The organism is Limnospira indica PCC 8005 (genome assembly GCF_000973065.1).
GTDB classification, from domain to species: Bacteria; Cyanobacteriota; Cyanobacteriia; order Cyanobacteriales; family Microcoleaceae; genus Limnospira; species Limnospira fusiformis.
This window is the reverse complement of the sequence record NZ_FO818640.1, coordinates 2,373,196-2,396,680: the sequence shown is the minus strand read 5'-3', so window position 1 is coordinate 2,396,680 and position 23,485 is coordinate 2,373,196. Positions and strand designations below refer to the sequence as shown.

The 23,485-nt window shown below is 47.4% G+C and carries 9 protein-coding genes, 1 tRNA gene and 9 pseudogenes; 10 read left to right on the top strand and 9 right to left on the bottom strand.

All coding sequences use genetic code 11. The features are described from left to right. Positions 1-1,316: 1,316 nt before the first annotated feature. Positions 1,317-1,460 (bottom strand): CAB/ELIP/HLIP family chlorophyll-binding protein, encoded by a 144-nt coding sequence (locus tag XZ46_RS10485; protein WP_006619489.1) that lies wholly within the window; start codon positions 1,458-1,460, stop codon positions 1,317-1,319. Positions 1,461-1,681: 221 nt separating this feature from the next. Here XZ46_RS10485 and ispF point away from each other — a divergent pair. The 5 genes and pseudogenes from ispF to larB all read left to right on the top strand — a co-directional run bounded on the left by ispF (position 1,682) and on the right by larB (position 6,602). Next, positions 1,682-2,166 (top strand): annotated as a pseudogene (ispF, locus tag XZ46_RS10480) (2-C-methyl-D-erythritol 2,4-cyclodiphosphate synthase). Positions 2,167-2,237: 71 nt separating this feature from the next. Beyond that, positions 2,238-2,324: pseudogene (locus XZ46_RS38265) on the top strand (IS607 family transposase); the annotation flags it as partial. Next, a pseudogene (locus XZ46_RS10470) lies at positions 2,287-3,928 on the top strand (RNA-guided endonuclease InsQ/TnpB family protein). The pseudogenes XZ46_RS38265 and XZ46_RS10470, both read left to right, overlap by 38 nt. Positions 3,929-3,971: 43 nt before the next feature. After that, positions 3,972-5,762: an ABC transporter substrate-binding protein gene (locus tag XZ46_RS10465; RefSeq protein WP_006626064.1), complete on the top strand. Its 1,791-nt coding sequence runs from the start codon at positions 3,972-3,974 to the stop codon at positions 5,760-5,762. A gap of 48 nt (positions 5,763-5,810) precedes the next feature. Continuing rightward, entirely contained in the window at positions 5,811-6,602 is a 792-nt protein-coding gene (larB, locus tag XZ46_RS10460; protein ID WP_006626065.1) for a nickel pincer cofactor biosynthesis protein LarB, read from the top strand. Here the strand turns inward: larB and XZ46_RS10455 are convergent. The 3 genes and pseudogenes from XZ46_RS10455 to XZ46_RS32295 form a co-directional block, all read right to left on the bottom strand. After that, on the bottom strand, positions 6,593-7,210 hold the full coding sequence (locus tag XZ46_RS10455) for a GNAT family N-acetyltransferase (RefSeq protein WP_006626066.1): 618 nt from the start codon (positions 7,208-7,210) through the stop codon (positions 6,593-6,595). The genes larB and XZ46_RS10455 overlap by 10 nt on opposite strands. Before the next feature lie 1,124 nt (positions 7,211-8,334). Continuing rightward, positions 8,335-9,444 carry an RNA-guided endonuclease InsQ/TnpB family protein gene (locus XZ46_RS32305; RefSeq protein WP_230428097.1) on the bottom strand — a complete coding sequence of 370 codons (1,110 nt, stop codon included), beginning with the start codon at positions 9,442-9,444 and terminating at the stop codon, positions 8,335-8,337. After that, a pseudogene (locus XZ46_RS32295) lies at positions 9,407-10,017 on the bottom strand (IS607 family transposase). The gene XZ46_RS32305 and the pseudogene XZ46_RS32295 overlap by 38 nt, the downstream one beginning before the upstream one ends. An 869-nt stretch (positions 10,018-10,886) precedes the next feature. On the opposite strand from XZ46_RS32295, the pseudogene XZ46_RS32290 reads away from it, so the two are divergent. The 4 genes and pseudogenes from XZ46_RS32290 (at position 10,887) to XZ46_RS10425 (ending at position 17,652) form a co-directional block, all read left to right on the top strand. After that, positions 10,887-11,761: pseudogene (locus tag XZ46_RS32290) on the top strand (IS630 family transposase). 1,681 nt (positions 11,762-13,442) lie between these two features. Continuing rightward, on the top strand, positions 13,443-17,063 hold the full coding sequence (locus XZ46_RS10435; RefSeq protein ID WP_006669053.1) for a response regulator: 3,621 nt from the start codon (positions 13,443-13,445) through the stop codon (positions 17,061-17,063). 80 nt (positions 17,064-17,143) lie between these two features. Next, positions 17,144-17,214 (top strand) — tRNA-Gly (locus tag XZ46_RS10430). Between the two features lie 213 nt (positions 17,215-17,427). Beyond that, complete coding sequence (locus XZ46_RS10425; protein WP_006669054.1) at positions 17,428-17,652, top strand: hypothetical protein; 225 nt, start codon at positions 17,428-17,430, stop codon at positions 17,650-17,652. 16 nt (positions 17,653-17,668) lie between these two features. Here XZ46_RS10425 and XZ46_RS34140 read toward each other — a convergent pair. Further along, positions 17,669-17,830, bottom strand: a pseudogene (locus tag XZ46_RS34140) (IS4 family transposase); the annotation flags it as partial. A gap of 18 nt (positions 17,831-17,848) precedes the next feature. Continuing rightward, a pseudogene (locus XZ46_RS34135) lies at positions 17,849-18,220 on the bottom strand (transposase); the annotation flags it as partial. 167 nt (positions 18,221-18,387) lie between these two features. On the opposite strand from XZ46_RS34135, the gene XZ46_RS10420 reads away from it, so the two are divergent. Continuing rightward, positions 18,388-19,458, top strand: a complete 1,071-nt coding sequence (locus tag XZ46_RS10420) for an IS4-like element ISAtsp3 family transposase (protein ID WP_006669216.1) — start codon at positions 18,388-18,390, stop codon at positions 19,456-19,458. Between the two features lies 1 nt (position 19,459). On the opposite strand, the pseudogene XZ46_RS10415 reads toward XZ46_RS10420, so the two are convergent. The 3 genes and pseudogenes from XZ46_RS10415 to XZ46_RS10405 all read right to left on the bottom strand — a co-directional run. Then, positions 19,460-20,160, bottom strand: a pseudogene (locus XZ46_RS10415) (IS630-like element ISAtsp4 family transposase); the annotation flags it as partial. Positions 20,161-20,281: 121 nt separating this feature from the next. After that, positions 20,282-21,157, bottom strand: a complete 876-nt coding sequence (locus XZ46_RS10410) for an IS630-like element ISAtsp1 family transposase (protein WP_006670343.1) — start codon at positions 21,155-21,157, stop codon at positions 20,282-20,284. A 64-nt stretch (positions 21,158-21,221) separates the two neighbouring features. Continuing rightward, a pseudogene (locus XZ46_RS10405) lies at positions 21,222-22,109 on the bottom strand (IS4-like element ISAtsp3 family transposase); the annotation flags it as partial. Positions 22,110-23,485 lie beyond the last annotated feature (1,376 nt).

Sequence of the window (23,485 nt, the reverse complement as noted above, 5' to 3'; positions counted from 1 at the left end):
TTTCTTATTGCCCTTTCTCTTCTCTGCGCCGCGGTGTGGTGTGCGACGGGAAGGTTTTTTTTTTTTCGTGGGTGGGGGGGGGGGGGGGGTGCTTTTTTTTATGGCCCCCCCCCCGGTGTGTGGCGGGGTTTTTTTAATATTTTTAAAGACATATTGGGGGAAAATGAAAATTCGGGCCTATTGTTGCGGGAATATTGAGGTTTTTTAGGTTGGGGAAGGGTTCTACCCCCCAAATATATTGGTTTTTTTTTTTACATAAACTTTCCCCCCTCTCCCGTTTTTTAAAGGACTTTGAATTTTGTTTTTAATAAGAATTAGGGTATTCAAGACCCCGCCCAGCGTTCATTTTGGGGGGGGAAGTTAAACGCCGAGAATTTCTTTAAATTAAGGGCCCCTTAACTAAGCATCCATATGGGCAGGGGTGGGGAAATTGGGCTCGTTGGGACCGAGGTAATCCAAGTGGTGGTTAAATTTAACCCCCCTTAGTATTTAGGGGACGTTTTGGCTAGTTGGTTGAATTTGGTATCGTTTTCGAGTGCGATTGTCCATGGGGCCCTTTTCTACTGTACGGGTTTTATTATTTGGTTAGTTGGTTGATTAGATGCGTTGCCCATTCAGTCCGCTTAGAGGATAAACCCTTGATTTGACTTGGTTTCGGCGGTTGGCGAATTTTTTTTTCAGAAAAGCGTAAAGAAATGTTGCAAAGTTGGTGGTAAGTGTGTTAAGTTTTCTTTAGTGGATTCAAGCAAACCTATCTATTTGTTTTCACCAATGGAAAATCAAGGAAGGGGGGGGGGTTTAAAAAAAATCGCGGAAACCTGGAACGGTCGCCTCGCTATGCTTGGTTTCGTCATCGGTGTTGGTACCGAGTTACTGNCCGGCCAAGGTATCGTAGCTCCACCTAAAAGTTGGCTTATGACGGTAGTGGAGTCGAAAGGGCGAGACTCCAACAACTATGCTCTGGCTAAATTTTCCTCGGGCAAGCGATACAATGCAGACCTCAATGGGGCGCTCAATATTGCTGCACGAGGTATTCTTCAGCTCACTCGCCGAAAGGACAGCGAGGAGCCCTCGATCCAACGTTCGAGGGCTCCTCGCCTAGAAGCTGGGCTTGTTTGTGTGACCTGTGGACTCGTACAGTCTCAGGTTAGCACTGACACCCCCACCTGCCTTGGGCAGGTGGGGTGAGCTTCATTGATACCAAAAACCACAAAAATTAAAGGATTCCGAAGCTATAGCCTCAGAATCCTTAGAAGTTAATTATAGAGCCGAATCCCCAGAATTAGGAAAAATAGATCCCCGTCACTTGAGGAAAACTACATTAAGCCTAATTGAGACAGAATACCTTGGCCGGTCAGTAACTCGGTACCAACACCGATGACGAAACCAAGCATAGCGAGGCGACCGTTCCAGGTTTCCGCGAATTCGGTGAAACCAAATTTAGTTCCTTGATTTTCCATTGTGAGTTACTCCTAGATAGGTTTGCTTGATTCAACTAAAGAAAACTTAACACACTTACCACCAACTTTGCAACATTTCTTTACGCTTTTCTGAAAAAAAAATTCGCCAACCGCCGAAACCGAGTCAAATCAAGGGTTTATCCTCTAGCGGGACTGATGGGCGATCGCATCTAATCAACAAACTAGCCGATAATAAAAACCGTAGCAGTAGAGAGGGCCCCATGGACATTCGCATCGGAAACGGATACGACATTCACCAGCTAGTCGAAAACCGTCCCCTAATACTAGGCGGCGTTAAAATTGAGCATCATCTAGGATTACTCGGTCACAGCGATGCCGATGTCCTCACCCATGCCATCATGGATGCTATGTTAGGGGCGCTAAGTTTAGTTTAGGAGATATCGGCGTTTACTTTCCCCCCACAGATGAACGCTGGGCGGGTGCTGATAGCCTAGTCTTACTAGAACAAGTTCATAGCCTCATACAACAGCGAGGCTGGCAGTTATGTAACATAGACTCAGTAATTGTGGCTGAACGTCCCCAACTCAAACCCCATATCCCGACAATGCGCGATCGCATCGCCAATGTCCTAAAATTAGAACCGGACCAGGTAGGCATCAAAGCCACCACCAACGAAAAACTCGGACCCGTAGGACGAGAGGAAGGAATAGCCGCTTACGCCGTCACCCTCCTAAAAAGAGCATGATTTAATCTCAAATTAGGTTAATATTTTAGGGCAATATGGTATAAGAAGCGAGAAGAGTTGAGGATAAACCTATTGCCAGATATGTCAAACCCAAGGAAGCGGCCCAAATCCTTGGAGTCCATGAAAGAATACTCCGCAGATGGGACGAAAATGGCTCAATCGAGACCATCAGAACCCCCGCTGGGCAACGACGATACAACGTTGAGTCATGTCATATACTGCTGCCAAATCAGGCAGTGACAAACGCCAAGTCGTTATCTATGCCAGAGTTAGGTTAGTAGCCGCGCCCAGCAGTCCGACCTCAACCGACAGGTGGCCGCATTGTCCAACCTCTACCCCGAAGCAGAAGTCGTCTCAGAAATCCGAGGCGGGCTCAACTTCAAGCGAAAGAAAATGCTGGCCTGACTGGGACAAGTCTTGTCAGGAGATGTCCGCATGGTTGTCGTTGCCCACCCAGACCGATTGGCAATATGGGGATTTGACTTGTTTCGATGGCTCTGTGAGCAAAACAGTTGCTCACTCATGGTTCTCAACGAGACAAGTCTCAGTCCAGAACCAGAAATGGTTGAGGACATCCTCGCCATCCTCCACTGCTTCAGTTCCCGATTATACCGACGGAGTAAATACAAAACTCAGGTCAAAGAAGATCCGGATTTACCCCAGCCCAGAGCTAAATCAAGTCTGGCGTAAATGGCTGGCTGCTTGTAGGTATTGCTACAACCAAGCAATTGCATTATCTAGGAGTGGTAAACGACTAAGCAAGTTAAAGTTACGCAACGAAGTGATGCAGAGTGACTTACCTGAATGGGTCAAAGAAACACCCTGCCATATTCGGCAGAATGCTATCTTTGATGCCTATCTCGCCTTTTCAGCCAGTCCTGGCGCCAGGTTTAGAAGTTGTCGTGACAGCTCTCAAGGGATTAAGTTCAATAATACTAATTTCTCTTCAGGGAGTTGGTATCCAAGACTAACGAAAGGATTAACTTTCATGGTTTCCGAAGCTATCCCTAAAACTTGCGGGCAAGGGACTCAGTTGGTGTTTACCAAAGGTCGATGGTTGGCGATTTTCCCTGAACCAGTTGCCGTTACCCCAACTGACGCTACTGGCGTGATTGCATTAGACCCGGGCGTCCGAACTTTTATGACCGGGTTTGATGGTTCACGATTTCTGGAATTGGGCTCCGGGGATATTGGAGGCATTACTAGGTTATGTCAACATTTGGATGATTTGATGAGCCGAATCGCCAAGGAACCCTGTCGTTCAAGAAGGCGACGGATGAGGCAAGCGGCTCAACGAATGAGAACCAAAATCCGCAATCTAGTTGATGAAGCCCACAAACAAATTGCTCACTACTTGACTCACAACTACAGCCTAATTTTTTTGCCCACCTTCGAGACTTCCGATATGGCCAGTCAGGTGAAGCGTCTAATCAGGTCTAAGACTGCCCGCGCCATGCTGACATGGGCGCATTATCGATTCAAACTAACCCTGAGACATCAAGCCGAGATAACTGGAACCACAGTTGTAGATGTGACGGAAGAATACACCAGCAAAACCTGTACTCACTGTGGTCAGATGCATTCCCAGCTAGGTGGCTCAAAAGTGTTCCGATGTCCTGAGTGTGGGTTCACTCTACCCAGGGACTGGAACGGTGCTTTTGGAATCTTTCTAAAAGCTTTGCGGGATACCGCCTCTGTTACCTTAACGGGTAATAGTGCTATCGTCGCATTGTCAGGCAATAGCCGGATAAATGTCGCGTAAATGTATCAGCCTAAAAGCGCAATCGCCATAAACTTTGCCAGTTATGAACCATTTAGTCTATCCAGGGTCAAAGCGCGGGTTACTCATCCGCCTAGCCTCAGTATTATTAGTAATATTATTAGCCCTAGGCTTATGGGGTTGTGGTGTCGCCCAATCTGCCGACAGACCCTCCCGCCTAGTTATTCCCACCCCTAGCGGTCCGAGTACGTTTAACTATCCGCTAAATGAATCCGCCTATAGCGTTTTTGGCTATATTTATAGTCCCGTCATCGAAGAACACCCCGTTACCGGAGAACTCCAACCAGGTCTAGCAGAGTCTTGGGAAATTGCCCCAAATGGTCAAAGGATTATCATCACCCTGCGATCGGGTTTAAAATGGTCTGACGGTGAACCCATGACCGTAGATGATGTGATTTTCACCTACAACGAGATCTATTTCAATGACCAAATCCCCAGCAGCTTTAAAGATATTCTCAGAGTAGGACGCGATCGCACCCTACCCACCGTTAAAAAACTCGATGATCGGCGGGTCGAATTTTCCGTCCCCGAACCCTTCGCCCCTTTCCTCCGATATGCAGGCGGTTTACCAATTTTACCCGCCCATGTTTTGGCTGACTCCGTTCGGAATTTCGACTCTCAAGGAAATCTCCTATTTTTGAGTACCTGGGGAACCAATACCGACCCCCAGGAAATTGTTGGTAATGGTATGTACCGCATCAGAAGCTATAACCCCAATCAACGGGTTATCCTAGAACGTAACCCCTACTATTGGCGGGAAGACTCACAGGGGAACCCCCAACCCTATATAGAGCAAATAGTGTGGCAAATTATCGAGAGTAGCGATACCCAACTACTCAATTTTAGGTCTGGTTCCCTCGATACCCTAGATGTTCAACCAGAAGCATTCCCCCTGCTGAAACCTGAAGAAACCAGAGGGCAATATACCATCTACAGTCCTGGCCCGGATACCGGAACTGTGTTTATGTCTTTTAATCTTAATCAGGGCAAAAATGCCGACGGTAGACCTTTTGTGGAACCCTATAAATCCCGATGGTTTAATAATCTAGCCTTTCGTCAAGCAGTATATTATAGCATAAATAGAGAGGTGATGAAAAATAATATTTTTTTAGGATTGGGTGAGTTACAACATTCGCCGTTCCCGGTGCAAAGTCCTTTTTATCTATCTCCAGAACAGGGATTAAGAACCTATAGCTATAACCCGGAAAATGCTAGGGAATTATTGCGAGAGGCGGGTTTTTCCTATGATGATAATGGCAATTTAATCGATGACGAAGGTAATCAAGTCCGGTTGACGTTGTTGGTGGCGGCGGGTCGAAAAGTTCGGGAACAAATGGCGACCCAAATTGCTCAAGATTTATCCAGAATTGGCATCCGAGTGGATCCGCTATTTTTGAGTTTTAATACTTATGTAAATAGGTTGTCTAAGACTCGCAATTGGGAGGCTTTTTTGGGTGGATTTACTGGGGGAGTTTTAGAGCCCCATGGTGGCTATAATATTTGGTCTGTTAATGGTCGTCTCCATACGTTTAATCAAGGTCAGCAACCGGGAGAACCTGAAATAGAAGGTTGGGTGGTATCAGACTGGGAGCAAAAAATTGATGATTTATATGTGCAGGCTTCCCAGGAACTAGATAATGATAAACGTAGGGAACTTTATGGAGAAGCCCAGAAGATTATTGCGGAAAATTTGCCGTTTCTGTATATGGTTAATCCTTTGGTATTCGATGCCATACGCGATCGCATAGAAGGCATTAACTATACACCCATCGGCAGAGGGTTCTGGAATTTATACGAGTTAAAAATTCGCGAATAGGGATAAATAAACGGTATCCTCAGATAACCCGTATTCAGGAAATTGTCAATGACACCGGAAGCCTTAAAACAGCTATTAGAATATGTCGCACAAGGCTATTTATCCCCCAGAGAAGCCCTGAACAAAATGCGATATTTTGATTTTGAGACGGTCGGAAATTATGCCAAAATAGATAATCACCGACAACTGAGAACCGGATTTCCCGAAGTGATTTGGGGACCGGGAAAAACCCCAGAGCAAATCCGAGAAATAATGCAGACTATGCAGGGACGAAATCCGGTAGTGATGGCGACCCGAATTGAGCCGGAAGTTTATGAAGAACTGCGGCGGGAAATGCCAGATTTAGAATATTATCGAGAAGCTAAGATTTGTGCCTTAGATAGGCGTTATCGGTCTGCTGAACCGCAATCTGTGGGTGTAATAGGAATTTTAACCGCCGGAACTGCTGATATATCTGTGGCGGAGGAAGCAGCGGTCACCGCCAGCTTATCAGGGTTTCAGGTAAAGCGACTGTGGGATGTGGGGGTAGCAGGAATTCACCGACTATTAGGAAACTGGCATTTAATCTCGGATGCTGATGTTTTAATTGTAGTAGCGGGGATGGAAGGAGCTTTACCCAGTGTCGTGGCTGGTTTAGCTGATTGTCCAGTAATTGCTGTCCCCACCAGTATTGGCTATGGTGCAAGTTTTAATGGGTTAGCACCCCTATTAACTATGCTGAATTCCTGTGCGGCGGGTGTAGGAGTAGTCAATATAGATAACGGATTTGGCGCGGCTATCTTGGCTGGCCAAATCCTGCGAGTGGGAGAGCGATTAAACAGAAAAATGGATCAAGACTGAGACAAGTTTTTGCACAAAAACAGTCGCCTCGGCTGACCCAAAAACACAGAGTCCCAACTCCAATCTATCTGGGCTATGCGATAGCCCACTTGATGATACAGTTGTCGTGCTTGGGAATTATTTTCCAGAACATGAAGGTACAAATCAGAGAAACCCCATTTCATGGCGACTTGTTCGCAACCAATCAGGAGTTCCCTGGCTACACCCTGGCGGCGGGCTGTGGGATGAACAGCTAAATTAGAAATATATGGATAGCGATCGCCAATTGACCAGGGATTGTGCGATCTTAACGCCATTTCTACGGTTCCTACCAAATGTTCTGGGACATTTAGAGGTATATTACCTAATTTATGAGGAGAATCTGCGATCGCAGCCACTAGACAGGTATAATACCCCGAGCTAGTAGCCAAGCGATTACGCAAATCCTCGTAAATGCCCAGGCGAAAAATAGGATACATCAAGCCACCGAGTCCCTGTCGAGTATGAAAACTCTCAGCGAGGATCTCCGTTAATCGGGTAACATCAGCCCGTAGGGCTGCCCTAATTTTTAGGGGATACCCGTGTGAGGCACCACCGGAACCTTCTCGTTTGTAAGTTGTTGAGGTCAAGAAGAACGGCTCCACGATTCCAAGCCAACTTCTTTACACTGTACCATTACTCCATTGGCATCGGATCAATTAACAAGGCGGGTGAGCGGACTAGGGTGGCCCATTATAGCTTTTGACACTCCTCGCCCTGAAGTGCGAGGATTCTTGAGCTAACAATTGCCCTTTCAGGTTTTACCCCTATTTAGGTCTTAAACTGTTATGTCTGAACCGAGCTTGCTAGAAGATTAGGTAGGGGTCGAGAGGGAAGTCGCCTTCCCCCACTCCCATTCAAAACCGTGCTTGATACTTTCGCATCACACGGCTCCTGATGTAGATACCCCTTGGCAACGGGAACAGGGTTACCAACCCCTGCTTTTGTACTTCAACTTTTGGAGCTAAATACAACATCGTAGTGTTTAAACTCGCTTTCGCCGTTAAACTCCTGTTGATTGCAGTAACTATATCTACACCGTGACTAGTGGGCATATCCTAACCATTACAATTAGGCATTGGCTTTCAGTCACATCCCTTCCCCTTAAAGGCATACGATTACACTTTCACTACTCAACAAGATGTACCTGCCGAGAGCCTAAAAGGGGTTTAAACGTACCGTTTATATGGGCATTCCATCTTTAGACTTGTCCTTTCCACCGGGGTACCTTTAAAGGTCTGTGTAGGTGATAACAAGATTACCCTACTTTTCCCCTTGCCCTTTTGGACGCAGCGTATCAACCTATTTCGCTGCTTCTAGATTACGATGGTTCAAGCCGGAACATTCAGATTTCCTTAGTCATGGATGGTTGGCAGTGGTCGGATTGTTGGGATTAGGTTTCCCTCATGCCTTCCGTTCCCCGCTTCAATCTCACGGGTTGTGAATCCTGAAACTGGGGGTGGCTATCGCCGTTACTCTCAACGCCCTGATTTCTCAGTTTGTTTATGACCTTGAGTCCCCTGCCTTGCTTAGATTTCTCCAAGCGTCGGGACATATAAACAGTTATGGGATGGTCAGGAATGTGAATCCCTTATATTCCACCAAGGGGTGAAAGTCCCATTAGGAAGTTATTTCAGGCATTGCAGCCTTATTTGATTCCTAAACGTCTCGCACCTTGTTATCTAGATACCCTATTAGTGGTTCACTGATACATTTACGCGACATTTATCCGGCTATTGCCTGACAATGCGACGATAGCACTATTACCCGTTAAGGTAACAGAGGCGGTATCCCGCAAAGCTTTTAGAAAGATTCCAAAAGCACCGTTCCAGTCCCTGGGTAGAGTGAACCCACACTCAGGACATCGGAACACTTTTGAGCCACCTAGCTGGGAATGCATCTGACCACAGTGAGTACAGGTTTTGCTGGTGTATTCTTCCGTCACATCTACAACTGTGGTTCCAGTTATTTCCCCTTGATGTCTCAGGGTTAGTTTGAATCGATAATGCGCCCATGTCAGCATGGCGCGGGCAGTCTTAGACCTAATTAGACGCTTCACCTTGGCAACCATATCGGAAGTCTCGAAGGTCGGCAGAAAAATTATGCTGTAGTTGTGAGTCAAGTAGTGAGCAATTTGTTTGTGGGCTTCATCAACTAGATTGCGGATTTTGGTTCTCATTCGTTGAGCCGCTTGCCTCATCCGTCGCCTTCTTGAACGACAGGGTTCCTTGGCGATTCGGCTCATCAAATCATCCAAATGTTGACATAGCCTAGTAATGCGTCCAATATCCCCGGAGCCCAATTCCAGAAACCGTGAACCATCAAACCCGGTCATAAAAGTTCGGACGCCCGGGTCTAATGCAATCACGCCAGTAGCGTCAGTTGGGGTAACGGCAACTGGTTCAGGGAAAATCGCCAACCATCGACCTTTGGTAAACACCAACTGAGTCCCTTGCCCGCAAGTTTTAGGGATGGGTTCGGAAACCATGAAAGTTAATCCTTTCGTTAGTCTTGGATACCAACTCCCTGAAGAGAAATTAGTATTATTGAACTTAATCCCTTGAGAGCTGTCACGACAACTTCTAAACCTGGCATCAGGACTGGCGCTCAAAGCCTGATAGGCATCAAAGATGGCATTTTGCCGAATGTGGCAGGGTGTTTCTTTGACCCATTCGGGTAAGTCACTCTGCATCACTTCGTTGCGTAATTTCAGTTTGCTTAGTCGTTTACCACTCCTAGATAATGCAATTGCTTGGTTGTAGCAATACCGACAAGCAGCCAGCCATTTACGCCAGACTTGATTTAGCTCTGGGCTGGGGTAAATCCGGATCTTCTTTGACCTGAGTTTTGTATTTACGCACTCCGTATAATCGGGAACTGAAGCAGTGGAGGAGGGCGAGGATGTCCTGTCCTCAACCATTTGTCGTTCTGGACTGAGACTTGTCTGGTTGAGAACCATGAGTGAACACCTGTTTTGCTCACAGAGCCATCGAAACAAGTCAAATCCCCATATTGCCAATCAGTCTTTGTGGGCAACGACAACCATGCCGACATCTCCTGACAAATGATGTCCCAGTAAGGCCAGCATTTTCTTTCCCTTGAAGTTGAGCCCGCCTCGGATTTCTGAGACGACTTCTGCTTCGGGGTAGAGGTTGGACAGTGCGGCCACCTGTCGGTTGAGGTCGGACTGCTGGGCGCGGCTACTAACTCTGGCATAGATAACGACTTTGCGTTTGTCACTGCCTGATTTGGCAGTATATCACTCAACGTTGTATCGTCGTTGCCCAGCGGGGGTTCTGATGGTCTCGATTGAGCCATTTTCGTCCCATCTGCGGAGTGTTCTTTCATGGACTCCAAGGATTTGAGCCGCTTCCTTGGGTTTGACATATCTGGCAATAGGTTTATCCTCAACTCTTCTCGCTTCTTATACCATATTGCCCTAAAATATTAACCTAATTTGAGATTAAATCATGCTCTCCAAGCGTTTTGGTATTGCAACCAAGATTCGGGTATGCCCTACCCTATCTACCTTACAGCAAAAATATTTCTACAGCACTACGCTGACTAATTCATTCGCCGAGTTTTCGGTTACTGCCCTGTTTAAAGAGTTTTCGGTAGCTCTTGCTTGTTTATTTTCTCCTCAAAAGTGCTGCGCTATTTCAGCAGAATTTTCACGATGTGAGCGGTATTGCCACCTGGTTATGGTCGAAAGGGAAGTCACCTTCCCCAACTCCACTTCCAAACCGTGCTTGATAGTTTCCCATCACACGGCTCCTGATGTGGATACCCTATTTGTCAGTAGGAACAAGGTTACTACCCCTTGCTTTCGTACTTCAACTTTCAGAGCTATATGCTTGCGTTAGTCTTTAAACTCGCTTTCGCCATTAAACTCCTACTTATCGCGGTCTCTATATCCACACCGTGATTAGTGGGCATATCCTAACCATTACAGTTAGGCATTAGCTTTCAATCACATCCTTTCCCCTTAAAGGGTTAGGGGTCGAGAGTGAAGTCACCTTCACCCTCGACCATTCAGAACCGTGCTTGATAGTTTCCCATCACACGGCTCCTGGTGTGGATACCCTATTTGTCAAAGGAGCAGAATCAAGAGACCTGCTTTCTACTTCGATGTTCAGAGCTATATGCACCACGTAGTCTTTAAACTCGTCCTCGCCATTATACTCTTACTGACCGCAGTATCTATAGCACAAGACAGAACACTTAGGACGTATAATGGAGAGGACGAGATGACTAAGAAGACCAAAAATGCCAGCCCCCTATAGTTACGACCTCAGACAAAAAGTTATTGATGCCATTGAACTAGACGGTATGCCCAAAACAGAAGCCAGTCAAGTTTTCCATGTCAGCAGGAACACCATTAATCTCTGGCTGCAAAGAAAAGCACAGACCGGAGACTTCCTCCCTAAACCTCATCACCGACCTGGCAATAACCACAAAATTACCGACTGGCAGAAATTCAAGGCTTTTGCCCAAGAGCATGGCCACAAAACCTCCGCTCAAATGGCTGAACTTTGGGATGACGACATCTCTCCTCGCACCATATCCAGAGCCTTGAAGAAAATTGGCTTCACCAGAAAAAAACTTACGGCTACCAAGAACGTTGGAAGCAACAGCGAGAGGAGTTTATGGCTCAGATTGAATAGATGGAGCCGGAAGAAGTGGTCTACCTCGATGAAGCCGGCATGAATAGTCAGGACTCGGATTACCCTTATGGTTACTGCGAGGAAGGAAAACGCTTCCATGCACTCAAATCAGGGAAGAGGCAGGGCAGGGTAAGTATGATAGCCGCATGGTGTCATCAACAACTCTTAGCTCCCTTTAGCTTTGAGGGTTGTTGTAATCGGACAGTGTTTGAGTTGTGGTTGGAGTTCATCTTAATTCCAGCATTGAAGCCAGGTCAGACTCTAGTATTGGACAATGCAACGTTTCATAAAGGGGGGCGGATTGCTGAACTGGTGGAGGCAGCTCAATGCCGTTTACTCTATCTACCACCTTATTCGCCAGACCTCAACAAGATAGAGAAATGTTGGTCGTGGCTGAAAGCCCGTATTCGTCACTGCATTGAGCAGTTTGATCCTCTCCATGATGCCATGGATTCCGTTCTCAAAGCTGCGTCCTAACCACCTTGACTAATGCTATATATCCCCACCGTGACCTGTGGGCATATCCCAACCATGACAATTGGGCTTTAGCTTCTGGTCACATCCTTCACCCTCTAAGCATGCGCTTACATTTTTCACTACTGCCTTGTGAATAGCATTACTCACTGGTTTATAGGCAGAGCATTAGAGGGGTTACAACGTTCCGATTATATGGGCATTCCATCGTTAGATTTGTCCTCTCCGCCGGGGTACTTTTAAAGGTCTGTGTAGGTAGTCGGATGAACCCCCTACTTTTCCCCTTGCCCTTTTGAGCGCAGCGTGTCAACCTATTTCGCTGCTAGTGTATTACGATGGTTCAAGTCGGACATTCGGTCTTCCTAATCATGGATGGTTGGCATTGGTCGCGTCTTGGTAGTAGGTTCTACCTCACGCCTTCCGTTCCCCGCTTCAATCCTGGAGTTATGATTTCCAAAACTGGGGGTGGCTATCGCCGTTACTCTCTACTCCCTGATTTCTCAGTTCGTTTATGACCTTGAGTTCCCTGCCTTGCTTAGTTCCCTAAGCGTCGGGACATATAACCAGTTATGAGGATGCTCAGGAGAGGTCTCCTTATATCCAGATTCGGAGCTGGAATCCTCACCGGGTAGTTATTTCGGGCATTTCAGCCCTATTTCATACCCGAACGTCTCGCACCATACGCTTACACTTTTCACTACTCCACGGGTACATCCCGCCACTTGAGAGCCAATGAGGGGTTTTAAACGTTCCATCTGTGTGGGCATTCCATCTTTAGATTTGTCCTGTCCACCGGGGTACTTTAAAGGTCTATGCACAACGAAACGTTGCTTCTGGGTAGCTTGCTTAAACTCCTACTTTTCCCCTTACTCTTTGAGCGCAGCGTGTCAACCTGTTTCGCTGCCCAATAGTTACGATGGTTCAAGCCAGACATTCGGTTTCCCTAATCATGGATGGTTGGCAGTGGTCGAGTGAGAGGTAGGTTCCTCTATTACGCCTTCCGTTCCCCGCTTCAATCTGACGGGTTGTGAATCCTGAAACTGGGGGTGGCTACCGCCGTTACTCTCAACTTCCTGCTTTACTAGATGGGTTACAACTCCATCGTTCTAGTGTTCTGTCTTGACCTTGAGTCTCTCTGCCTTATCTGGGTGTCGAGTCCAGATGTTGGAACACATAGATAGTTATGGGATGGTCAGGGCGCACTCCTTATATTCTACCAAGGAATAGAAGTCCCAATAGGAGGTTATTTCAGGCATTGCAGCCCTATTTCACTCCTAAACGTCTCGCACAACCATTACTATTGTATCACGAAGTCGCCCTGAAGTGCAAGGTTTGAGACCCAGTTTCTTGATAAAGTATGATTAACATGAGGGTGTAACAGTCTGGGGACCGCTGGAACAATATTGCTAAACCTCCCACTAAACTCAGTTGATGAAAAGGCACATAGTCAAACATTCCGTATCGCTCACTTGTAGATGAATATAGCTCCCTCTGGAACTCAGCGGTCTACAATGGTCTACCTAATCGCGAACAACTCTCAAATTAGACGGGCGGGTTGGTGGGTTGGCTTGCTTATGGTGAAGAGTCACCTACGGTGTAATCTACTCCCCTACAGACACATTAGTGCCAGTACTGACCATCGAAGCCCCCGAATTGATGAGCCCTTCCAGCAGGAGATCGGTGCATGAGTTCCCCCAACAGAAAATTGAAGCCCACCATATTAGTGGTTGATGATGAGCCAGATAATTTAGATCTGCTATACCGGACTTTCCATCGGGAATTTAAAGTTCTCAAAGCCGAAAGTGGGCCGGCTGCATTGAAGATCTTAGAAGAGGTGGGGGAAGTAGCAGTAATTATCTCTGATCAGCGGATGCCCTATATGAGTGGCACAGAGTTTCTCAGTTTGACCGCGACTCAATATCCCGATTCGATCCGCATTATCCTCACTGGTTATACGGATGTTGAAGACCTGGTAGAGGCAATTAACTCCGGTAAGGTGTTTAAATATGTCACTAAACCTTGGAAATCTGATGAACTCAAGGCGATCGTTCAGCAAGGTTTAGAAACTCATAATGTCCTGAAATCTCGCACAGAGGAACTACGCCTAGCACAAAAACAGGAATCGTTACTTTATGAAGTGACAAGTACCATTCGCGCCTGTCCTAATTCCCAGGAAATGTTGCAGCGCATAGTTGAAACAGTGGGTAAAATGTTTGAGGTGAGCTATTGTCTGCTGCGTTCATTCGGTGTGGGTTCAGACCTGATAGGGCTGGGGGCTGGAGTCAGCCCTACCAAACAGGATATCACTGCTACACAAGGGAAGGAGTGGTTCGCATACTTAGCGGAAGGTCAGAATCATCAAAATTCCACGACAGACAACATCAGCGTTATCAATAATAATGATCTGGAATTGAGATCCCTGGTTTGGGAAACTACGGAAGTAATGATTCTTTCGGAAGGTTTGGGAAATGATATTTCTGACCACGATGGACCAGAATGGCAGCAGCGACGAGACGTTTACCAACGTGCAGATATTCGCTCCAGTTTGATAGTGCCTCTGTATTACCGTCAGGAATTGTTGGCGGTTTTGGCGCTGCACCACACGGGATCGCCCCGTAATTGGCATGAACATGAAGTGCAGTTAGCTGCGGGTGTAGCAGATCAGGCGGCTTTGGCATTGTCTCAGGTGCGCGCATACGAGCAGGTGCGAGAATTGGCTCGTAGGGAAGCGCTGGTTAATACGATTACCAATGCTATTCGGTCTAGTCTTGACCCTCAGAAAATTTTTGCGGCTATCACTGAGCAATTGGGGGAGGCTTTGGAGGTTGATGGCTGTGCTTTGTCTCTCTGGAGTCCGGGAGATGAATATATGCAGTGTGTAGGCCTTTATAATGCGGCGATTAAAGAAACAGTAGTAGAGACTAGACCGGCGGCTTTGTCTGAACCTGATACCAGCACGACGACGAATTTGCCCCTATTGGGGGTAGAAACTAATCAATCCATTGAGTCCGATCAGTCCGATGATTTGCCTCAGTCGGCGGCTCCTATTAGTGGCAACCCGGTGCTTCAGGAATTGATTAGAACTCGCGCTCCGGTGGCGATCGCTGATATCGAACAGCGACCAGACTCGATGGTGATGTTGCCTTTGCGATCGCCTTCTAAGGCTCTATTGGTCGTGCCACTATTGCTCGATGGTGATATTATTGGCAGCATATCCCTACGCCAAAATCACCAAGTTCGCCATTGGCAACCCTCCGAAATTGATATGGTCCTGTTAGTGGCAGCCCAAGCCGCTTTGGCGGTACAGCAGGCTCGTCTATACCAAAAAACACGCCAGCAAGCAGAACGCCTATTAGAAGCCGACCGCCTCAAAACTGAGTTTTTTCAAAATGTCTCCCACGAGTTTCGCACCCCTTTGACTTTGATGATAGGTCCTTTGGAAACGGTGGTTAATCAACAGCAGGATCTGTCATTAGACCAAGCGAAAATTGCTCTGCGTAACTCCAGGCGACTATTGCGCTTGGTTAATCAATTATTGGATTTGCAACGGTTTGATGCGGGACGAATGCAGCCCAGTTTTCGCCCCTGTGACCTGGTGGAGTTTTGTCAGCAAACGGTGGAATCATTTAAGTCTTATTGCGATCGCAAACAAATTAATCTAGTTACCAATTTACAGAGTTGCCCCCAACTTTATCTTGATCTGGAAAGGTTTGATAAAGTCCTTTACAATTTGCTCTCTAATGCCATGAAGTTTACCCCCACCGATGGCACTATTACCGTTAGTCTCCAGCCCGAAGGGAATTATTGCCGTCTTATGGTCAAAGATACCGGGATTGGTATTAAACAAGAACAACTCCCCCATTTATTTGAACGCTTCCGACAAGCTGAAGGTTCAGCCAATCGCTCCTTTGAGGGGAGTGGCTTGGGATTGGCTCTGGTTAAAGAGTTGGTCGAACTCCATCATGGTCGCATTACTGTAGAGTCTGAGTATGGTCAGGGAACTACATTTACCGTCTGGCTACAAATGGGGAATCTTCATCTACCACCAGAGCAAGTCCTTGATGTTCCCGCTGAGTTTGATGCACGTCGAGCAGCCGTAGAATTGGCTGATGTGGAGGTCGATTTACCAGATGTACAAATTGACGACATAAATCTGCCGGAGGTTTTGGTTGCTGACGGTTCGGCTTCCCTCACGGACCACGGACAGTTGGGGTCTAATACTGTCCTGGTGGTGGATGATAACCCCGATTTGCGCCGCTATGTGTCGATGATGTTGCAAAATGCCGGATTTAATGCAGTTTTGGCTAAGAATGGCGCTGATGGTTTTAACAAGGCTCAGACTTATCATCCTGATGTGATTGTTACTGATTTGATGATGCCCCAGGTGTCTGGGTTGGAGTTGATTCGCATGATTCGCTCCTCACCTGAACTTAGGGGAACTCCAATTATTTTGTTGACTGCTAAGGCTGATGAGGATACCCGCATCGAAGGGGTTGAGCGCGGCGCTGATGCCTATGTTTCTAAGCCTTTTAATGACCGGGAGTTGATAGCTGAGGTCAGGAATTTACAGGCCCTCAAGGCAGAGGAACGACGGGTAGCCCATTTGAATAAGTATCTGACTGAATCAGTATTGCGACGGTTTTTGCCGGAGTCTATGGTCAAAAAGGCGGCGGCGGGGGACTTGACTCTGGATTTGCGCCCGGAACCGAGGCTGATTACCATTTTATTTAGTGATATTGTCGGTTTTACTCGGATGTCTAATGCTCTACAGTCTCAGGGGGTGGCGGAATTGCTTAATGAGTATTTGGGAGAAATGACTCGGGCGGTTTTTGAGAATCAGGGGACTGTTGACAAGTTTGTAGGAGATGCGATTATGGCTTTGTATGGAGCCCCGGAGGAGATGAGCCCCTCTGAACAAGTCCGACGCGCGATCGCTACGGCTAGACAAATGTTGGTGGCTCTCGAAAAACTTAACCAGGGTTGGCAGGAACGAGGTTTGGTGGGCCGTAATGAGGTTCCTCCGGTGCGGTTCCGCTGTGGGATTCACCAGGGTATGGCTGTGGTGGGGTTGTTTGGTTCCCAAGAGCGATCGGATTTTACGGCGATCGGTCCTTCGGTTAATATTGCTGCCCGTCTTCAGGAGGCTACTGCCCCCAACAGCATTATGGTATCCGCTATGGTGGCTCAGTATGTCCCCGATGAGGAGATTATTAAGCGCGAATTTCTCGAACTTAAAGGCATTGATGAGCCGGTAATGACTTGTGTGATTAACCCAAAACCTGAATCAGTAAGGGATACAGCTTAATGGCAGATAATTGGGGAAAAAATGCGATCGCACTATTGCAATTTTTATTTTCCTGTGTTAGATTAGTTAAGTGCAAATTTGCGGGCGTAGTTTAGTGGTAAAACCTTAGCCTTCCAAGCTAATGATGGGGGTTCGATTCCCCCCGCCCGCTTTTTTCCTACCATGCCAGGGCTAGGTTATGAGTAATAGCCTACTAATCGACTGCGACTATCGAGTTAAGCAATAAGCTGCGATCGCAGTCAGGATCAGGTTTTTCCGAAAATGCCAGGAGGCGGACTTGAACCTGATACATAGCCTATAACCCCTATTCTACCGTTACTTAGGTGTTACTCAAAACCGTAGCAGAGTAACAAGTGAGTAAAAAATGAGTAACGCTACTAATACCCCTACTGTAGGGGGGAAGGGCAACTACGATGAGAGTTACGCTAGATTCTTGAAAGCCTATCAAGACTTTAAAGGGGAATGTCCCAAAGGAGTGACTCTCAAGTTACAAAAGTCCGGGACTAGGTACAATCTGCTATTGCAGTTTAAGCAGCCACCTACCGGGAAACGACTACCCAAGATAGCCAATCTTGAGTGTACACCCTGAGAGGGTGACAAGAGAGCTAGACTGATTGCTGTACAAGGGATAGAGCATTTAGTCCTTGCCGAAAATTCTGAGCTTTATGAGGCTTGAGGGCCATCAATGCTAACATCTCTTCTTGCCAGAAAACTAGCGACTGGCTCCAAGCATAACCCGATAATCCGAGCCCAAAAATACTGTGATATCAAGTCCGGATAATCAATTATAGTAAAGTCTCGGTTTGAGGCCACCAATGAAAACTGGTCAAGCCTCGAATTAATTCGCGCTGTTTCCACAAACTTCGGCAGCGAGCACACAAGAGTTCCTCTAGCTGATCAAGATTCTCAAATGAACGATTGGCAATGGGTTCATCTACCAGAGGTCACAGTCTTTCTGCTGGTTGTAGTTCCGGGGAATGGGACGGTAGAAACATTAAATGCAGTCCTTCGGGTACTTTCAGATTCTTACTGATATGCCATCCGGCTTGATCAACCACTAACATAATGTGTTGATTTGGACCTAATTTAAATTCGGCAGCAAACTCCTGTAACACTCGACTAAATAGAGTTGTATTGACGTAAGGTATAATCCACCAATCTCAGTACAGGACAAAAAAGCTGAAAGTCTTAGCCAAAAGGGAATCTAGCCGAAAATTCTGAAGGGGGCGCTCCGGGCTGAGGTGAAAGTCGAGGGGTGGGGGGGTAGCGCCAAGTTGGGGTGAGAGGGTTACATCGGAATTACCACAAACCAAACTTCCCTCTCATGAACGAGCTTAACCGATTACGAGACACTTTGCGCCCTCACTTGCCCTGGCACGGGGCGAGATTAAACTTTGTCTGCCTGTTCCTGATGGCGCTATTCCAAACAAAGACGGTTAATCTGATGGAAATAGCGACTGTATTCGCAAATCCTGTGCAAATTTCCTCAAATTACCAGCGATTACAACGTTTTTTTCGGCAATTCAAATTTGACCGGGCAGAGATTGCCCGTTTCGTCGTTAGCCTCATTGACATTCCCCAACCTTGGACTCTTAGTCTCGACCGCACCTGTTGGTCTTTCGGTCAAACCCATTTCAACATCTTGATGTTGGCAGTCGTCCACGAGGGGATTGCCTTTCCCCTGCTGTGGACGATGCTTGACAAAAAGGGCAATAGCAACAGTGGCGAACGCATGGACTTATTCGACCGCTTCGAGGCACTATTTCCTGACGTGGAGGTGGCTTGTCTGACCGCTGACCGGGAATTTGTGGGGCGAGATTGGCTCTCGTATCTTCTCATCGACCCCGAGGTTCCTTTCCGCCTACGCATCCGCCACAGCGAGCTGATTAGTCCTAAGTTAGGAGGAACTCGGCGTAGCGGCGAACGAATGTTTGATTCTCTGCGACCCGGAGAATTTCGCCAGCTTTCGGGTCGCCGTTGGGTTTGGGGACGGCAGGTTTACGTCATTGGCTCTCGTCTGGCTGATTCGGGGGAGTTGTTGATTCTCATCACTAACGCTTGCCCCGAAACGGCCCTCCCCGACTATGCTCGGCGTTGGGGTATTGAAAACCTCTTCGGAGCCTTGAAGACTCGGGGCTTCTGTCTCGAATCGACTCACTTTAAGGACCCTGAGCGCTTGAGCCGTTTATTGGCTTTGCTTAGCCTGGCTTTTACTTGGGCTATGAAGGTGGGTTTGTGGATTCACCAAGGTTCACCCATTCCTTTGAAGGCTCACGGACGACGCTCCCAGAGTCTTTTCCGCACTGGCTTCGATTTTCTACGCCGCACTTTCTCTAATCTGCCTTTGTTTTCAGGGCGGTTTCACCAGGCTCTACAACTTTTGTCCTGTACTTAGTCCACCAATAAGTCTCTCCCGTTTCCGGTCTCACAAAACCATATAGCCATAACCACTCGAATTTCCAATTAATATGGGCGAGTGGTTGACAATCTTCCGCTACATAAATACGTCGCATCACCGGTTTGAGTCCCAGACGGTGTTCATCTTCGCTCCACAATTGCACCTGTGCATCAGGGTATCTCCGGCGAAGTCCCTCTAACTCCGTTACCAGTTTTTTTTCCAGGCTTGCTGCTCGTCTTCGTCACTTTCGATGTGAGCCGGTCTCGGTACACGAAGCCGAAATGTCATTTGTCGCAGAATCTCCCATCCCCTTTGTCGGCTAATTTTTCGTCCAGTTACTCCTGTCAACCAGTCTGCCACCTGGCGACCGTTCCAAAGTCCCCCATCCGGCGCTGTTCCTTGCAGGGCTTGCCATAACTGAGCTTGAGTCACATCATCAATTAACGGTGGATGTCCGGGATTTCCTTTTCGGCGCGCACCCAGCCCTTTTAATCCCAATTGGTTGTATCTCTTTACCAATTCATAAATCCAGATGCGACTGTAGCCCGTAATTTCTTGGACTTCCTCCGTGGTCTTCCCCTTAGCCAACAACCAAATAATTTGATATTGGCGACTTTCCAAGCCCTCTTGGGCTTGGTGATCAGCCCGGCCAAGTTCTTCGGTACTTAAGTGGGGAGCTATACTAATTCGTCTGGGCATAACGCAAGTTTGGCATTGGTCACTGATATTATAACCGATTAAGCGAACTTGATATGATGGGGAAAATTATTAGGAGTTTTTTCGCTTCGACCGAGGTAAGCTATAGCATTAGTCAAGGTGGTTAGGACGCAGCTTTGAGAACGGAATCCATGGCATCATGGAGAGAATCAAACTGCTCAATGCAGTGGCGAATACGGGCTTTCAGCCACGACCAACATTTCTCTATCTTGTTGAGGTCTGGCGAATAAGGTGGTAGATAGAGTAAACGGCATTGAGCTGCCTCCACCAGTTCAGCAATCCGCCCCCCTTTATGAAACGTTGCATTGTCCAATACTAGAGTCTGACCTGGCTTCAATGTTGGAATTAAGATGAACTCCAACCACAACTCAAACACTGTCCGATTACAACAACCCTCAAAGCTAAAGGGAGCTAAGAGTTGTTGATGACACCATGCGGCTATCATACTTACCCTGCCCTGCCTCTTCCCTGATTTGAGTGCATGGAAGCGTTTTCCTTCCTCGCAGTAACCATAAGGGTAATCCGAGTCCTGACTATTCATGCCGGCTTCATCGAGGTAGACCACTTCTTCCGGCTCCATCTGTTCAATCTGAGCCATAAACTCCTCTCGCTGTTGCTTCCAACGTTCTTGGTAGCCGTAAGTTTTTTTTCTGGTGAAGCCAATTTTCTTCAAGGCTCTGGATATGGTGCGAGGAGAGATGTCGTCATCCCAAAGTTCAGCCATTTGAGCGGAGGTTTTGTGGCCATGCTCTTGGGCAAAAGCCTTGAATTTCTGCCAGTCGGTAATTTTGTGGTTATTGCCAGGTCGGTGATGAGGTTTAGGGAGGAAGTCTCCGGTCTGTGCTTTTCTTTGCAGCCAGAGATTAATGGTGTTCCTGCTGACATGGAAAACTTGACTGGCTTCTGTTTTGGGCATACCGTCTAGTTCAATGGCATCAATAACTTTTTGTCTGAGGTCGTAACTATAGGGGGCTGGCATTTTTGGTCTTCTTAGTCATCTCGTCCTCTCCATTATACGTCCTAAGTGTTCTGTCTTGTGCTATAAAAGCCAGGCTAAGCAAAGCCAATAAACGGCTCAAGCGCTCAGGGTCCTTAAAGTGAGTCGATTCGAGACAGAAGCCCCGAGTCTTCAAGGCTCCGAAGAGGTTTTCAATACCCCAACGCCGAGCATAGTCGGGGAGGGCCGTTTCGGGGCAAGCGTTAGTGATGAGAATCAACAACTCCCCCGAATCAGCCAGACGAGAGCCAATGACGTAAACCTGCCGTCCCCAAACCCAACGGCGACCCGAAAGCTGGCGAAATTCTCCGGGTCGCAGAGAATCAAACATTCGTTCGCCGCTACGCCGAGTTCCTCCTAACTTAGGACTAATCAGCTCGCTGTGGCGGATGCGTAGGCGGAAAGGAACCTGGGGGTCGATGAGAAGATACGAGAGCCAATCTCGCCCCACAAATTCCCGGTCAGCGGTCAGACAAGCCACCTCCACGTCAGGAAATAGTGCCTCGAAGCGGTCGAATAAGTCCATGCGTTCGCCACTGTTGCTATTGCCCTTTTTGTCAAGCATCGTCCACAGCAGGGGAAAGGCAATCCCCTCGTGGACGACTGCCAACATCAAGATGTTGAAATGGGTTTGACCGAAAGACCAACAGGTGCGGTCGAGACTAAGAGTCCAAGGTTGGGGAATGTCAATGAGGCTAACGACGAAACGGGCAATCTCTGCCCGGTCAAATTTGAATTGCCGAAAAAAACGTTGTAATCGCTGGTAATTTGAGGAAATTTGCACAGGATTTGCGAATACAGTCGCTATTTCCATCAGATTAACCGTCTTTGTTTGGAATAGCGCCATCAGGAACAGGCAGACAAAGTTTAATCTCGCCCCGTGCCAGGGCAAGTGAGGGCGCAAAGTGTCTCGTAATCGGTTAAGCTCGTTCATGAGAGGGAAGTTTGGTTTGTGGTAATTCCGATGTAACCCTCTCACCCCAACTTGGCGCTACCCCCCCACCCCTCGACTTTCACCTCAGCCCGGAGCGCCCCCTTCAGAATTTTCGGCTAGATTCCCTTTTGGCTAAGACTTTCAGCTTTTTTGTCCTGTACTGAGCCCAGAACTACTTTACCCCTAACAGATAGCTTTACCTACAACTTACGGCTAAGGTTTTGGGGGTGAACTGATTATGTTGGTATCGGTTTCCGCACGGGATGATTACCATCAAAGATTGGAGACTTGCTGAGGATTATGTGGGTATCGATTCCCATCTCGGTAATTGTCACCAGTTGAAAAGTTGTTTAGGGGTATCGGGTTGGAGTCGGTAGATGATAGCCCATAGTTTCCCCTCACCGAGGATTATGAATCAGACCCATAGATAACCGGATAGGCGATCGCTCATAGGTTTACCTATAGGTCTAGTCCACGGAAAGGCGGTCTGATATCTTTGTACATTGATAGGTTTATCTTTGTACATTGATAGCTTGGGGAATTATCTTCTGCTGTTGTCGTGGTTGATTTTGAAACATATCCTCCCCCCAACCGGAACAAACACTCTTTGGGGAAACGACCGACGTGATAGCAGTCAAGGGTGAGGCACGAACCGATAGGGATACCCTTGACGGGTATCACAAGGGAGTTAACCTATCGCGTGTTTGGTTGGGGGGAGGTATGGATATTTGACAGATTGACTAAGTTGTGCTTGTTGACTGAGTAATCATCCTATTGACGGAATAATTGTCCTGTGCTAGGACTAGATTGTGAGTAATATCTGAGTAATTAGGTACGGCGATCGGGTTAAGTGTTTCCCGGCTATCGCAGTGCGGATAAGGGTTTGATGATAGTGGGGGCGGTGGGACTTGAACCCACACGACCGGTGAAGGTCAACGGATTTTCATCCTCTCGCAGCTTTCGCTACAGCATCAGGTAGGTTGATCCCCGCCTAATTGCCTTGAGAATTGGACTCTCCCTTTACCCTCGGCTTAACGTTAGGGTAGCTCCCGTCGAGTCTCTGCACCTTCCGATCAAGAAGTTCCAGAAATTAGGTATTTCCTTCACCCCTTCAAAGGCTTGGCTCAGGATTGCCTTGTCTGCGAACAGATTTAGGTTTCCCTGAGTTTGAGAGCCGTCACTTGAGGGATTTCTCACCCCAAGGCTCAGTTTTCTAAGTCCGTAGCGTCTACCATTCCGCCACGCCCCCAGGTCGCTTATTTAAAAGCACAATCTATATTTGAGCATCTTTCTGGAATTTTGGCAACTATTTTCCCAAATTTTTTGAACGGTAGGGAAAAATCGGAGCGATCGCAAGTGGTGGGAGAGCCTCATAG

What these genes read in the sequence shown, in the direction of transcription:
- XZ46_RS10485 (WP_006619489.1), bottom strand. Translation starts at nt 1,460, where the DNA reads ATGGAAAATCAAGGAACTAAATTTGGTTTCACCGAATTCGCGGAAACC.
- XZ46_RS10465 (WP_006626064.1), top strand. Translation starts at nt 3,972, where the DNA reads ATGAACCATTTAGTCTATCCAGGGTCAAAGCGCGGGTTACTCATCCGC.
- larB (WP_006626065.1), top strand. Translation starts at nt 5,811, where the DNA reads ATGACACCGGAAGCCTTAAAACAGCTATTAGAATATGTCGCACAAGGC.
- XZ46_RS10435 (WP_006669053.1), top strand. Translation starts at nt 13,443, where the DNA reads ATGAGTTCCCCCAACAGAAAATTGAAGCCCACCATATTAGTGGTTGAT.
- XZ46_RS10425 (WP_006669054.1), top strand. Translation starts at nt 17,428, where the DNA reads ATGAGTAACGCTACTAATACCCCTACTGTAGGGGGGAAGGGCAACTAC.
- XZ46_RS10420 (WP_006669216.1), top strand. Translation starts at nt 18,388, where the DNA reads ATGAACGAGCTTAACCGATTACGAGACACTTTGCGCCCTCACTTGCCC.
- XZ46_RS10410 (WP_006670343.1), bottom strand. Translation starts at nt 21,157, where the DNA reads ATGCCAGCCCCCTATAGTTACGACCTCAGACAAAAAGTTATTGATGCC.